The organism is Chryseobacterium antibioticum (assembly GCF_012927325.1).
GTDB classification, from domain to species: Bacteria; Bacteroidota; Bacteroidia; order Flavobacteriales; family Weeksellaceae; genus Chryseobacterium; species Chryseobacterium antibioticum.
Map to the genome: position 1 here is coordinate 12551 of NZ_JABBGI010000017.1, position 13730 is coordinate 26280.

Genomic DNA, 13730 nt, shown 5'->3' on the forward strand with positions numbered 1-13730 from the left:
TTGATAAACTGTTACATTGCTACATTGGAAACAAATTCAGCGAATTTGTCCGCAGGATTTTCATTCTTCATGAAATATTCTCCCATCAGAAAACCATCAAATCCTTTTCCCTTTAAATAGTTAAAATCTTCGATTGTGTAAATGCCACTTTCCGCTACAGACAACACCTCTTTGGGAAGTTGGTCTTTTAAAAGGACAGAATGCTGAAGGTCAACCTTGAAGTCTTTTAAATTTCTATTATTAATGCCTACAAGATCAATGTCAGCATTAAAATGTTTCAGTTCTTCTTCCGTATGGATCTCTAAAAGAACTTCCAGATCCAAGGTATGAGCCAATTCAGTAAATTCCAGAACCTGATCCGGAGACAGACATGCTGCAATCAGTAAAACAGCATCAGCTCCAATGCTTTTAGCTTCATAAAACTGGTATTCATCCATCATAAAATCTTTTCTCAGAATCGGAATGTTGATATGGTTTCTGACACTCAGGATATCATCAAAATTTCCTCCAAAAAAATCACGGTCGGTAAGAATCGAAATTCCTGATGCTCCAAAACTTTCATAGGCAGAAACTACGTCCAAAGGCTGAACCTGATTATTGATGATCCCTTTTGAAGGAGATTGTCTTTTAAACTCAGCAATGATTCCGCTTTTATTTTTTACAGATTCTTTTAACGAAAAGCTTTTTCTTCCAAAAAACTCAGAATTTTTCAGTCTTTCAATTGAAATTTCTGCTTTTGAAGCTGCAATTTCTTCTCTTTTTCTTTCAATAATTGTATCTAGTATGGTCATTTGTTTATAAACTAGAAGTTAGATATTAGAGGTTAGATATGCCGGAAAATATCTTATGATTTTTAGTGTCAAATAATAACCAGCAACTAATAATTTAAATTTTTAAATAGCAATATTAACCTTTCACCAATAGTTGAAGGCTTTTTAATGCTTTTCCGCTCTCCAGACTTTCTTTGGCTAGTAAGAGGCAGTCTTCATAGGTTCCGAATTTTTGGGTGTGGAAAAGGGCAGTCGATGCATTCACAAGAACCACAGAGTTCTGTTGTACCGATCCGTTTCCTTCTAAGATATTTCTAAAGATCTTTGCAGATTCCTGAGGGGTTTCACCGCCTTGGATACTTTCCGGACTTACAGAATCAAATCCCAGATCTTCAGCGGAATAAATCTCTTCGCCATTTTTCGTAATCATTTTACTGTCCTGCGTAAGGCTTATTTCATCGTATCCGTCCAAACCATGCACCAGGATAAACTCGCGTTCCTCTTTCTGCAAAAGGTACTGGTAGATTCTTGCAATTTCCATGTTATAAACTCCTATTACTGAATATTTAGGTTTTGCCGGATTGACAAGAGGGCCCAGTAGATTGAAAAATGTTCTCAATCCCAAAGCCTTTCTTAAAGCACCGACAGATTGAAGGGCAGGATGAAAATACGGAGCATGCAGAAAACAAATATTAGCTTTTTCAAGCTCTTCATTCAGTTGTTCTGAATTGTTTTTGAACTGATAGCCAAGCTCTTCCATTACATTCGAGGATCCCGTGGTGGCAGAAGCCCCATAATTTCCGTGTTTGGCCACTTTCTGTCCTGCTCCGGCAACAACAAAGCTTGCCAGCGTTGATATATTGATGGTGTTTTTACCATCACCTCCGGTTCCCACAATATCCAGAGTATCTTCGGTATTAAGATGTACAGGCACTGTCATCTGCAGCAGAGCTTCCCTGAAACCTTCCAACTCTTTCAGCGTAATATTCCGCATCAGGAAGACACTGATAAAAGCGGTAACCTCTGCGGTATTAAATTTATTCTGAGCAATCTCGATCATCATTGCCTTTGCCTCAGATTTGGACAAAGTATGATGATTGAACAGGTATTGTAATATTTCTTTCATTTGTGGCATTTTTATGGTGGTCGGGTAATCTGTTTCTGTTGGTTTCATAATTCTAAGGGTAAACAAAAGGCATTAAATCTTCAACTGAACTGAAACTAAGCTTTTTTGCGAATCTTTCGCTTGTCAGCTTTATTTTAGTTCATCAAAAAGTTTCTGATAATAACTTCTCCATCAGGAGTTAAAATACTTTCGGGATGAAACTGTACACCGTGCACATCATAGGTTTTATGCTGCAATGCCATGATCATTCCGTCCTTATCTACGGCAGTAATTTCCAGTTCTTCAGGAAAGCCTTCCGGATTAACGGCCCAGCTGTGGTATCTTCCTACTTCCATTCCTGATGCAAGATTTTTGAAAATTTTCGTATTTTCTTTAACCAATTCAGCGGAAGTGGCCACGCCATGGAAAATTTCTGAAAGATTGATCAGGTTTCCTCCGAAAGCCTCTGCAATAGCCTGTTGTCCAAGACACACTCCTAAAATACTTTTGGTAGGAGCATATTCTCTGATCAGATCCAACAGAATTCCTGCTTCTTCGGGAATTCCAGGACCTGGTGAAAGTATAATTTTATCATATTTCCCGATTTCTTCCAAAGTGATCTTATCATTCCGTACAACATCTACTTTTTGATCCAGAATTCTTTCAATAATTTGAACCAGATTATACGTAAAGCTGTCGTAGTTGTCAAAAACCAGAACTTTAAGTTGTTCCTGGGTTGCTGACTGATTTATATTGTTGCTCATTTTTTGTTTTTTTAATTGTTGGGGGAATTGATTGTTGATGGTCGTCGGTTGATAGTTATTGTTAACTTATCACTTTTAGCTCATCACTATTTTGCCGGCTTTGTCTACTGCTTTTTTCAGTGCATTCAATTTATTATTCACTTCCTGCAATTCATTTTCAGGGACTGATTTTGCCACCAGTCCGGCTCCGGCCTGGTAATAAAGGGTGTTGTTTCTGCTTAAAAAAGTACGGATCATAATCGCCTGGTTACAGGTGCCATTTAATCCGATCATCCCAATGCATCCGCCGTAATAGCCACGGGAATCTTTTTCATATTGATCGATAAGCTGAAGAGCTCTGTGTTTGGGAGCACCACTTAAAGTTCCCTGTGGAAAGGTGGCAGAAACCATGTCAAGAGGATTGATGTTTTCCGGAAGATCAGCTGTCACTTCACTTACCATATGAATAACGTGGGAGAAAAGCTGGATCTCCTTAAGCTTGGTAACCGTTACATTTTTGCCCAGTTTTCCAAGATCATTTCTTGCCAGGTCTACCAGCATGGTATGTTCAGCATTTTCTTTCGGATCATTTTTTAAAGCTTCAATAGACTCCAGATCAGTTTCCAAATGCCCGGTTCTCTTGAAAGTTCCTGCAATAGGGTGGATGATTGCCTTATTGTCTTTGATGATCAGCTGGCTTTCGGGACTTGATCCGAATAATTTATAATTCCCATAATCAAAAAAGAAAAGATAAGGGGATGGGTTTATATTCCTAAGTGCACGGTAGACATTAAATTCATCACCTTTGAACTTCTGTTCAAACCTTCTGCTCAGCACCAATTGGAAAACATCACCTCTCATACAGTGTTTCTGAGCTGTTTTTACCAGTTCGATATATTCTTCATCCGTAAGGTTAGAAGTTTCGTCACCGGTTTTCTCAAAAGGGTAGACCGGAGTGTTTTGATTTCTGATCAGATTCTCAAGCAGATATAATTCAGATTTTAAACCAGGGATTTGATTTTCAATAATATGCATCTCATCATTGTAATGGTTGATGGCAATGACGTACTGGTATAATCTGTAACGGAGAATTGGGATTTCCACTTCCGGGCTTTGCGGTTTCAAATGTATGTTTTCGAAGAACTGTACCGCTTCAAAACTTGTATATCCAAAAAGGCTTTGAGCCGTCTGTTCAATAGGATCGTGAGTGGTTTCACATTCGAAAACACTTTGAAATTCATCAAAAATATCAGCGATATTGCGATCTCCGATCATTTGTTTCACAGGATCTGAACCTGGAAGCTTAATTTCAAACTCATTAAGGTTCTTCACTTCAATTCCTGCAACTGCATTCACGGCAATAAATGAAAAGTTATTGTCAATATTTTTAGAATCTGAACTTTCCAAAAGAATTGTATCCCGGAATCTGTCTCTGATCTGAAGATAGATATTCATCGGAGTGTAAAGATCTCCCAATGTTTTTTTAGAATCTGTCTTTATTTTTATTTTTTGAATGGACATCTGACTTGTATTTTTTGTTTTGGATTAAATAAAAAAAGGCTTTAACGGAATCCGTCAAAGCCTATATATTGTGTATTTTAATTATTCTGCTGTACTTAGCAACATGACAATACCTCCAGACCCGACGAAGAGTTTGAAAGCCACCACCAAATATTGTTGCTCATATTAAACATGGGACAAATGTAGAAATTTTTTTTATACCAAAACAAGAAAAAAGCAAAAAATTAAAAAACTTAAAATGGAAATCCTTTATTTAAGCTGTTTCAGCTCTGCTTTTAATTCTTCAATTTTTACTTTGTATTCTTCACTGTCATAGGTTTTTACATAATCTTCCAGCGCGGCAATATATTCTTCAATAAATTCTTTATTCGTTCTGTCCGCTTCATACTTGATCTTTGCGGATTGTATCGGGGCTATTTTTTCATACTTCAGCGCATTGTTTCCCTCCTCGGATTGATAGTAAAGAATGACCATGTTTTTCTCATATCCCGGAATATATTTTACTGGAAAATGGCTTCCCATTCTAGGAATTCTGATGGCATTTTCAATAGGGTAGATCGTTGCGCTTGTCGTAGAAAAGAATGTTGAGGTATATTTACCATCCTGTTTCTTGACAATGGCTTCATAATCATGGATGTACATGTCATTCAGCGTGGAATTGGTTTCTACATCAGAAGTGATGATCGCTGTACTTTCTACACCGTATTTGTTTAAATACCAGGCATTCAGATACTGTCCTGCAAAACCGTTCAGGATAGCTAAAGGAAGTATTGGAGCCAGAAACCAAGCCTTTTTTGTAACATATGAAAGTAGTCCAAAAAATACAAAAAGTATAATCACAGTATAAAAACCGTGATGGCTGGTGAAAAACAGAATTTTGGAGATAAAAATCATAGCTTAAATTTAATATTATTGGAGCATATAATTATTATCTAAACATTAATTTTCTGGAAAAATATGGATAACATGAACATTTGTCATGAGTTTAAAAGCTTATTTTTTATATTTTTGTCTAAATTTTATAGAAAAAATAATGAGAAAAGTATTAGCAATTGCATTCATTGGAAGTTTATTAGTCGTAAACTGTTCTAAGAAACCAGATCATACATTACAGGACAGCAACACAATGCTTGAAGAGCCTGAAACTACCACTGTAGTAGACTCAACAGCGAAGAAAGCTGCTCCGGCTGCACCAGCTACTCCTGAGGCGGCTAAAACAGATTCTACTGCAGCAAAAAAATAATGAAAAAACTCCTTTTGGCAGGAGCTATAGGATTTTTGATCCTTTCCTGTTCTAAAAAAGAAAATACGGAGGCACAAGGTGTACCTTCTGAGACATCCGCTGTTTCGGAGCCGGTAAAAGCTAATCTTTCAGGTGATCAGATCATTGAAACATTAGACTGTTCAGGATGCCATGCTGTAAATGAGAGAATGATAGGACCTTCTTACAAAGAGATCGCAGAAAAATATTCTGATAAGGATATTGAAATGCTGGCCTCGAAGATTATAGAAGGCGGAAGCGGAGTTTGGGGAGGCGTTCCGATGGCTCCTCATCCACAGGTATCTAAAGAAGATGCTAAAAAAATGGTAGAATATATTTTGAGTCAGAAAAAATAAATATGACTACTGAAAAATCCAGTCTGCACACAAGAAATCTGCATCGCAATCCCTATGATTTTGATCAGCTTATTTCCTGTGTGCCAGAACTGAAACACTATGTATTCGTTAATGCTTACCAAACGGCTACGATCAATTTTAGCCTTCCTAAAGCAGTAAAACTTCTTAATCAGGCATTACTTTTACATTTTTATAACATTAAGAACTGGGATATTCCTGAGGCCAATCTTTGTCCTCCTATTCCCGGACGGGTAGATTACGTCCACTATATTGCGGATCTTTTAGCAGAAAATCATCCCGAAATTCCTACAGGAATTTCTATATCAGGTTTGGATATCGGAACAGGGGCGAATCTTGTGTATCCTTTACTGGCCAACAGATCTTACGGTTGGACAATGCTGGGAACGGATATCAATCAGGGCTCTTTGGAAAATGCGCAGCGTATTTTAGATCACAACCCGGATTTATTACCTGTTATTCAATTAAAAAAACAGCCTGATCCCAATCATGTCTTCAAAAATATCATTGAGGCAGGAGACCGTTTTACATTTTCTATGTGTAATCCTCCATTTCATGATTCTGAAGAATCTGCTTTGAAAGGAAACCTTAGAAAGACAAAAAACATCAATAAATCAAAGCTTAAAAAACCGCTCCTTAATTTTGGCGGACAACAGTCTGAATTGTGGTGCGAAGGTGGCGAACTTGCTTTTATTACCAAAATGATTCAGGAAAGCACCCAATATTCCTCACAAGTCCTTTGGTTTACCTGTTTAGTGTCTAAAAAGGACAATCTGTATAAGTTGACTAACCTATTAAAGAAGGTCAAAGCATTAGATTTCAAAACCATCGATATGGCTCAGGGGCAAAAAGTGAGCAGAATGTTGGCCTGGACCTTTATTCCTCAGAAGAACAGGAAAGACTGGTTGTAAAATGGGAATGGTCAATTTTGCTGTGCAAGTTAATGGTGAATGATGATTCGTGCCAATGAATTCACTGCGGAGCCAATTCATAATTGACAATTCACGTTTAATCCAGTAGTAATATCCGCTGACAGATTCACTGCGAAGCAAATTCAAAATTCATAATTGACAAATCACTAAAAATGCCTAAATTTGTACGCTTTTAGAAAAATAAGAAATGCAATTATCAGAACAAGAAATCATTAGAAGAGAAAAGCTGAATAAGCTTACTGAGATGGGAATAAATGCGTTCCCTGCGGAAGAGTATACGATTACAGATACTACAGAATCTATAAAACAGGATTTTTCTGAGAATAAACAGGTGAAGATCGCTGGTAGATTGATGTCCCGCAGAATTCAGGGAAAGGCTTCTTTTGCTGAATTGCAGGACTCTAAGGGTAAGATCCAGGTTTATTTCAACAGAGACGAGATCTGTCCGGGTGAAGATAAAGAACTGTACAATGAGGTGTATAAGCACCTTTTAGACATCGGAGATATCATCGGTATCGAAGGAACTTTATTCACTACTCAGGTAGGGGAGATGACGATTTTAGTGAAGAACTTTACGCTTCTTACTAAAGCTTTACGTCCGCTTCCTCAACCAAGAACTGACGAAAATGGAGTAGTACATGACGGATTTAATGATCCTGAACTGAGATACAGACAGCGTTATGTAGATTTAACGGTTAACCCGCAGGTGAAAGAGATTTTCGTAAAAAGAACAAAAATGTTCAATGCGATGAGAACTTTCTTCAACGATGCCGGGTATTTTGAGGTAGAAACACCGATCCTGCAGTCGATTCCGGGTGGAGCGGCAGCAAAACCGTTTATCACGCACCACAATGCTTTAGATATTCCATTATATTTAAGAATCGCTAACGAATTGTATCTGAAAAGATTGATCGTTGGAGGTTTTGACGGGGTTTATGAGTTCTCTAAAAACTTCAGAAATGAAGGGATGGACAGAACGCATAATCCTGAATTTACAGCTATGGAGATCTATGTAGCTTACAAAGATTACAACTGGATGATGGATTTCACGGAAAAACTTCTGGAATTCTGTGCCAATCAGGTGAATGGAAGTGCAGAATCTACTTTTGGAGAACATACCATCAACTGGAAAGCGCCTTATCCAAGAGTTTCCATGACGGAAGCTATCCAAAAATATACAGGTTTCGATATCACTGGGAAAACTGAACAGGAACTTTTTGATTTTGCTAAATCTATCGGAATTGACGTAAATGAAACGATGGGGAAAGGAAAATTAATCGATGAGATTTTCGGTGAAAAGTGTGAAGGAAACTTCATCCAGCCGACATTCATCACGGATTACCCGATTGAAATGTCACCATTGACAAAGAAACACAGAAGCAAAGAAGGATTAACGGAGCGTTTTGAATTAATGGTTTGCGGAAAGGAGATTGCCAACGCCTATTCCGAGTTAAATGACCCTATTGATCAGAGAGAACGTTTTGAATCCCAAATGGCTTTATCAGAAAGAGGGGATGACGAAGCAATGTTCATCGACCAGGATTTCTTAAGAGCTTTGGAATACGGTATGCCTCCAACTTCCGGATTAGGAATCGGAATGGACAGACTGATCATGTTCCTGACGAACAATGCATCGATTCAGGAAGTGTTATTCTTCCCTCAGATGAGACCGGAAAAAACGGTTCCTCAGATTGAATTGGGTGAAGACGAAAAAGTGATTCTTGAAATTTTAAAATCAGGAGAACAGCTTGCCTTAAATGATGTGAAACAACAAAGTCAGCTCTCAGGTAAAAAATGGGATAAAGCTTCTAAAACTTTGACTAAAAATAATTTAGTGAAAGTGGAGAAAATTGATGAGGTTCTTTTGATGAAGTTAGCGTAAGCTTAAAATATAAAATAAAAACAAACCGGTACAGAATCACTCTGTACCGGTTTGTTTTTTCCATTTCCGCAATTGCGCCCTGAAATTCTTAAACGGCGCAACCGTATTGATATGTATCCATTTCCAGACCGGCCATTTTGCAGGTGTGGTAGCCCATTTTCTCTTTTCGGGAATAAATAATGTTTCATGATCAAGGCTTTCAATCCATTCTATAATTTCATTCACCTGATTCTTCAGCATTTCTCTTTGCTGATGAAGGTTGTAAGTTCCATACTTATGATAAAAGGATTCGTAAAGTCCTCCTAAATTGTTCCACTTATATCCCAGTGCAGGAGTCTGTACTTCTATTCCTTTTTTCTCATCTGTTTCCCATTGTAAAAGAAGGTTGGTCCAACCTAGTTGATATGATAGATTCTGTGAGGGACTTTTATCGATTCCAGGTTTCAAAAGATTTTTTTCTTCTTCAGAAATACCATCAAACTCCCTGTCGTAAAGCAGGTAATTCTTTTTTATGGTTTCAATCAGTTCGGCTTTATCTTTATATTGTACCATAGATTTACTTTCTCTGCTTACTGAATGAAGCCATCAGATAAAATAAAAACGGCAGAATAAACAAAGAACCCAGCATCAGTGCCCAACCCAGAGCGGCAATGGTTTTTGGCGGAGCCATGTGTTCCAATAATGACAGATGCTGCCCGTTTCCAAGCAGGATGATATCGGGATTATGCTGATAAGTAGCTGCAATCAGAATCATCACCATCTGAAAGCCTGCCAACGCCCGTACAGGAAGTAGTTTTCGATGATGCAGGGCACGAAGGATCAGCCCTAAAGCTAATGTAGCAAAGGAAATCGCCATGACCCCTAACGGCTTTGAAAATACCCACATCACCAGAGGAATATCGGAAATATAAGCTGTTAAAAATACCAGCATCCCTGTGATTACTACAAAAACCATAGTCTGTCTGGATTTTTTGATCATCAATGTAAGATCAGCTTTATCACGGGTTTCTCTTAACGAAAAGATAGAGGCCAGATAAGCACATAATGATACGGTAAATAAACCTACCGAAACACCAAACCAATTCAGCCAGCTGAAGATATATAAATCTAAAAACCCGACTGCATCAGGGTTAATGGAATGGGATACAGTAGCTGCCGCAATCAATCCTAAGAAAAATGGGGTCAACAGACTTGCATAATAGAAAATCTGGGTATATAAAACCTGCCAGTTGTCTTTCACGGCATCATAGTGTCTGAAGGTAAAAGCCGTTCCTCTTGCAATAATTCCCAAAAGCATCAGAACCAGAGGAATATGAAGATAGGTAGACATGGTCGTGTAAATCTCAGGAAATCCTACAAAAAGGATAACGATCGCAATGATCAGCCACATGTGATTAGCCTCCCACACTGGTGCAATGGATTCATACATGATCTCCTGGGTTTTATGACGGGCTTTTTTATGGGTAAACAGCTCAACAATTCCGGCTCCGAAATCAGCACCGCCCAAAATGATATACAGGCAGATAGAGAGCCATAGAAAACCTATAACAACGTAGATCATGATTTTTTGTTTTTATCGTTAAACTGAGCGTCTGTAGGGTCATAAAGTTTCGGTACCATCTGGATCTGTCTTCTCAGAAGAAAGATGATGATGAGTGATAATGATACGAAAATAGCGGTGAAAAAGTAGAAAGAATACTGTATTCCGGGCATTGGCGTCACAGCATCTACCGTTTTCATAATCCCGTAGATAATCCAAGGTTGTCTTCCCACCTCAGTCACCGTCCATCCTGCTTCTAAAGCAATATACCCGAAAGGAGTCGCGATCAGAAAAGTTTTTAAAAGCCAGTTCTTGTTCAGCCATTCCTTTTTGAAAAAGAAAGAATACAGATAAATGCTTCCAATGCAGATCATCACAACCCCGAAGAAAATCATGATCTGGAACGCATAATGAACAACCGCTACCGGAGGCCATTCGTCTCTTGGAAAATCATTTAATCCCTTTACTTCATGATTGAAATCATTGCTTACCAGAAAACTTAAAACTTTCGGAATTTTAATGGCATATTTTACTTCTCCTTTTTCTTGATCAGGAATCCCTCCAATAATAAAGGGGGCTCCTTTTTCAGTTTCAAAGTGAGCTTCCATCGCAGCAAGTTTAATAGGTTGTCTCTCCGCAACAGATTTTGCGGCAACATCACCACTCAAAGGGGCTCCGAATGCCCCGATTAATGCAAATCCAGCTGCAATTCTGAACGCTTTGGTATGGAATTCTACATTTTTCTTCTTCATAATTAAAAAGGCATGAACCCCCGCAACGGCAAATCCTGTCGCACAGAATGCTGCCACTGTCATATGAAGAGCCTGTGGAAACCAGGCGTCGTTGAACATTGCTTTGATAGGATCTATATTTACATACTGTCCATTGATATAATCAAAACCCGTAGGTGAATTCATCCAGGCATTAGCAGCCACCACAAGGATACCCGAAGCCAGTCCGCTTAACCCTACCAAAAATCCGCAGAACCAATGGAACCATTTGTTGAATTTTTCCCAGCCATATAAAAAGAACCCGATGGCAATAGCTTCAATAAAAAATGCTGTTCCTTCAAGAGAAAACGGCATTCCAAAGATGGGGCCTGCATGTTTCATGAATCCCGGCCAGAGAAGTCCAAGTTCGAAGGAGAGCATCGTTCCGGAAACGGCACCGGTAGCAAAAAGGATGGCTACACCTTTGCTCCAGGCTTTGGTTAGGCCTTTATATATTTCGTTATTGGTCTTGAGGTATTTCCAGTGGGCGAAGGCCATCAGAAAAGGCATTACCATTCCCACACAGGCAAAAATGATATGAAAGCCCAGCGATAGGGCCATCTGCGCGCGGGCTGCAATAAAATCATCCATATTATCAACTTTTGAGTAAATAAATTTAAGCATAAAATACGGATGTATCATATGATTTAATACAGTTGCTGTTTGGGAAATAGGTAATAACTTTAAAAGTTTTTGGATGGAATGACCTTCTTATTTTCTCTTAAAAACTATGTCCTTTTTTGACATATTTTAACTTTCATAAGTCGAAAAAAATCACGATATTTGTAGGTCTTTGCATTAGGCAAATTTTATTAATTTTATATGAGTCAAAAACAATATACAGCTAGCAGTATCCAGGCCTTAGAAGGTATGGAACACGTTCGATTAAGACCATCAATGTACATTGGAGATGTAGGAGTAAGAGGTCTTCATCATTTGGTTTATGAAGTAGTAGATAACTCTATTGATGAGGCTTTGGCAGGGTATTGCGATACCATCTTGGTAACCATCCACGAAGGAGAGAGTATCTCTGTAAAAGATAACGGTAGAGGAATTCCTGTAGATTTTCACGAAAAGGAACAAAAATCTGCTTTAGAGGTTGTCATGACTAAAATTGGAGCAGGAGGAAAATTTGATAAAGATTCCTACAAAGTATCCGGAGGTCTTCACGGAGTGGGGGTGTCGTGTGTGAACGCACTTTCTACTTTATTGGTGGCAACAGTAAGCCTTAACGGTAAATTATATCAACAAAAATATTCAGAAGGGAAGGCACTTGCAGATGTTGCTGAAATAGGAACTACTGATGAAAGAGGAACAGAGGTCTTCTTCCAGCCGGATGCTACGATCTTTCAGGAAACAGTCTACAATTACGATACCCTTGCAACGAGATTACGTGAACTGGCTTTCCTTAATAAAGGAATTACCATAACGCTTATTGATGAGAGAACTCCTAATGAAGACGGATCATTTTCAAGTGAAATTTTCCATTCTGAAGGTGGTCTGAGAGAGTTTGTAGAATATATTGACGGAAGCAGAGAATCTATCATGGAGAATGTGATCTTCATGGAAGCAGAAAGAGATGATATTCCTGTAGAGGTTGCCATGCGTTATAATACATCATTCAGCGAGAATTTACACTCTTACGTAAACAATATCAACACGCATGAAGGAGGAACTCACCTTGCAGGTTTCAGACGTGCTTTAACAAGAACATTGAAAAAATATGCTGATGATTTAGGGATTCCACAAAAAGAAAAAGTAGAAATTACCGGTGATGATTTCCGTGAAGGATTAACGGCTGTGATTTCTGTAAAAGTAATGGAGCCTCAGTTTGAAGGACAGACCAAAACAAAACTAGGAAACTCTGAAGTTTCTGGTGCTGTAGATAAAATTGTTGGGGAAATGCTTTCGAACTTCCTGGAAGAAAACCCTAATGAAGCGAAAATTATTGTTCAAAAAGTAGTTTTAGCAGCAAAAGCAAGACAGGCAGCGAAGAAAGCCCGTGAGATGGTTCAGAGAAAATCGCCAATGGGTGGTTCTGGACTTCCAGGGAAATTATCTGACTGTTCATCCAAAGATCCGGCAGAATCTGAACTATTTCTGGTAGAGGGAGATTCCGCAGGTGGAACAGCTAAGCAAGGTAGAGACAGACATTTTCAGGCTATTTTACCGTTAAGAGGTAAGATTTTGAATGTTGAAAAGTCAATGCTTCATAAAGTTTATGACAACGAGGAAATTAAAAATATCTATACCGCTCTTGGAGTTTCTGTAGGAACTGAAGAAGACAGCAAGGCTTTGAACATGGCTAAACTGAGATATCATAAAGTAGTAATCATGACCGATGCCGATATTGACGGATCTCACATTTCTACCCTGATTCTTACGTTCTTCTTTAGATTTATGAAAGAACTTATTGAGAACGGATATATCTACATTGCTCAGCCACCATTGTATCTATTGAAGAAAGGGAACAAGAAAATATATGCTTATAATGAGAAAGAGCGTGAAGAATTTACTTTAGAAATGGCTCCGGATGGAAAAGGAGTAGAGGTTCAGCGTTATAAAGGTCTTGGGGAAATGAATCCTGAACAGCTTTGGGAAACAACTCTTAACCCTCAACACAGAATATTAAAGCAAGTAACGATTGATAATGCAGTAGAGGCAGACAGTATATTCTCAATGTTAATGGGAGATGAGGTGCCACCAAGAAGAGAATTTATCGAGAAAAATGCGAAATATGCTAAGATTGATGCATAATTGTTATTGAAAATATATTAAAAAAAGCTTCTATGTATTAGAAGCTTTTTCTATATTTGGTGCAAACCAATAAAA

General features: G+C 38.3%; 13 protein-coding genes. 5 read left to right on the forward strand and 8 right to left on the reverse strand.

Annotated elements, in window-relative coordinates; translation table 11 throughout:
* Positions 1-11: 11 nt before the first annotated feature.
* The 5 genes from trpC to HHL23_RS13900 form a co-directional block, all read right to left on the reverse strand.
* Positions 12-791, reverse strand: a complete 780-nt coding sequence (trpC, locus tag HHL23_RS13880; protein WP_169235391.1) for an indole-3-glycerol phosphate synthase TrpC — start codon at positions 789-791, stop codon at positions 12-14.
* Between the two features lie 115 nt (positions 792-906).
* Complete coding sequence (gene trpD / locus HHL23_RS13885) at positions 907-1896, reverse strand: anthranilate phosphoribosyltransferase (protein WP_169235392.1); 990 nt, start codon at positions 1894-1896, stop codon at positions 907-909.
* Positions 1897-2030: 134 nt separating this feature from the next.
* Complete coding sequence (locus HHL23_RS13890; RefSeq protein WP_169235393.1) at positions 2031-2639, reverse strand: anthranilate synthase component II; 609 nt, start codon at positions 2637-2639, stop codon at positions 2031-2033.
* 75 nt (positions 2640-2714) lie between these two features.
* A complete protein-coding gene (locus HHL23_RS13895; RefSeq protein WP_169235394.1) occupies positions 2715-4139 on the reverse strand; it encodes an anthranilate synthase component I family protein in 1425 nt (474 codons plus the stop codon).
* A 249-nt stretch (positions 4140-4388) separates the two neighbouring features.
* Complete coding sequence (locus HHL23_RS13900; RefSeq protein WP_169235395.1) at positions 4389-5033, reverse strand: hypothetical protein; 645 nt, start codon at positions 5031-5033, stop codon at positions 4389-4391.
* A 139-nt stretch (positions 5034-5172) separates the two neighbouring features.
* On the opposite strand from HHL23_RS13900, the gene HHL23_RS13905 reads away from it, so the two are divergent.
* The 4 genes from HHL23_RS13905 (at position 5173) to lysS (ending at position 8588) form a co-directional block, all read left to right on the forward strand.
* Positions 5173-5382 carry a hypothetical protein gene (locus HHL23_RS13905; protein ID WP_169235396.1) on the forward strand — a complete coding sequence of 70 codons (210 nt, stop codon included), beginning with the start codon at positions 5173-5175 and terminating at the stop codon, positions 5380-5382.
* Positions 5382-5756 carry a c-type cytochrome gene (locus HHL23_RS13910; protein WP_169235397.1) on the forward strand — a complete coding sequence of 125 codons (375 nt, stop codon included), beginning with the start codon at positions 5382-5384 and terminating at the stop codon, positions 5754-5756. The genes HHL23_RS13905 and HHL23_RS13910 overlap by 1 nt, the downstream gene beginning before the upstream one ends.
* Before the next feature lie 2 nt (positions 5757-5758).
* A complete protein-coding gene (gene rlmF, locus HHL23_RS13915) occupies positions 5759-6685 on the forward strand; it encodes a 23S rRNA (adenine(1618)-N(6))-methyltransferase RlmF (protein WP_169235398.1) in 927 nt (308 codons plus the stop codon).
* A gap of 208 nt (positions 6686-6893) precedes the next feature.
* On the forward strand, positions 6894-8588 hold the full coding sequence (lysS, locus tag HHL23_RS13920) for a lysine--tRNA ligase (protein ID WP_169235399.1): 1695 nt from the start codon (positions 6894-6896) through the stop codon (positions 8586-8588).
* 36 nt (positions 8589-8624) lie between these two features.
* On the opposite strand, the gene HHL23_RS13925 is transcribed toward lysS, so the two are convergent.
* Genes HHL23_RS13925 through HHL23_RS13935 form a run of 3 tightly spaced genes read right to left on the reverse strand, consistent with a single transcriptional unit; the run spans position 8625 to position 11489 of the window.
* The gene (locus tag HHL23_RS13925) at positions 8625-9140 is read right to left on the reverse strand and encodes a ClbS/DfsB family four-helix bundle protein (RefSeq protein ID WP_169235400.1); all 516 of its coding nucleotides are present in this window, start codon (positions 9138-9140) and stop codon (positions 8625-8627) included.
* 4 nt (positions 9141-9144) lie between these two features.
* Positions 9145-10149: a cytochrome d ubiquinol oxidase subunit II gene (locus tag HHL23_RS13930; protein WP_169235401.1), complete on the reverse strand. Its 1005-nt coding sequence runs from the start codon at positions 10147-10149 to the stop codon at positions 9145-9147.
* Complete coding sequence (locus HHL23_RS13935) at positions 10146-11489, reverse strand: cytochrome ubiquinol oxidase subunit I (protein ID WP_169235477.1); 1344 nt, start codon at positions 11487-11489, stop codon at positions 10146-10148. The genes HHL23_RS13930 and HHL23_RS13935 overlap by 4 nt, the downstream gene beginning before the upstream one ends.
* A 231-nt stretch (positions 11490-11720) precedes the next feature.
* On the opposite strand from HHL23_RS13935, the gene gyrB reads away from it, so the two are divergent.
* Positions 11721-13655, forward strand: a complete 1935-nt coding sequence (gyrB, locus tag HHL23_RS13940; RefSeq protein ID WP_169235402.1) for a DNA topoisomerase (ATP-hydrolyzing) subunit B — start codon at positions 11721-11723, stop codon at positions 13653-13655.
* Positions 13656-13730: the final 75 nt, after the last annotated feature.

Excerpts from the sequence above, each read along its gene's own strand:
- HHL23_RS13900 (WP_169235395.1), bottom strand. The coding sequence starts at position 5,033 with ATGATTTTTATCTCCAAAATTCTGTTTTTCACCAGCCATCACGGTTTT.
- HHL23_RS13925 (WP_169235400.1), bottom strand. The coding sequence starts at position 9,140 with ATGGTACAATATAAAGATAAAGCCGAACTGATTGAAACCATAAAAAAG.
- HHL23_RS13890 (WP_169235393.1), bottom strand. The coding sequence starts at position 2,639 with ATGAGCAACAATATAAATCAGTCAGCAACCCAGGAACAACTTAAAGTT.
- HHL23_RS13935 (WP_169235477.1), bottom strand. The coding sequence starts at position 11,489 with ATGGATGATTTTATTGCAGCCCGCGCGCAGATGGCCCTATCGCTGGGC.
- HHL23_RS13905 (WP_169235396.1), top strand. The coding sequence starts at position 5,173 with ATGAGAAAAGTATTAGCAATTGCATTCATTGGAAGTTTATTAGTCGTA.
- trpC (WP_169235391.1), bottom strand. The coding sequence starts at position 791 with ATGACCATACTAGATACAATTATTGAAAGAAAAAGAGAAGAAATTGCA.
- rlmF (WP_169235398.1), top strand. The coding sequence starts at position 5,759 with ATGACTACTGAAAAATCCAGTCTGCACACAAGAAATCTGCATCGCAAT.
- HHL23_RS13930 (WP_169235401.1), bottom strand. The coding sequence starts at position 10,149 with ATGATCTACGTTGTTATAGGTTTTCTATGGCTCTCTATCTGCCTGTAT.
- trpD (WP_169235392.1), bottom strand. The coding sequence starts at position 1,896 with ATGAAAGAAATATTACAATACCTGTTCAATCATCATACTTTGTCCAAA.
- gyrB (WP_169235402.1), top strand. The coding sequence starts at position 11,721 with ATGAGTCAAAAACAATATACAGCTAGCAGTATCCAGGCCTTAGAAGGT.
- HHL23_RS13895 (WP_169235394.1), bottom strand. The coding sequence starts at position 4,139 with ATGTCCATTCAAAAAATAAAAATAAAGACAGATTCTAAAAAAACATTG.
- lysS (WP_169235399.1), top strand. The coding sequence starts at position 6,894 with ATGCAATTATCAGAACAAGAAATCATTAGAAGAGAAAAGCTGAATAAG.
- HHL23_RS13910 (WP_169235397.1), top strand. The coding sequence starts at position 5,382 with ATGAAAAAACTCCTTTTGGCAGGAGCTATAGGATTTTTGATCCTTTCC.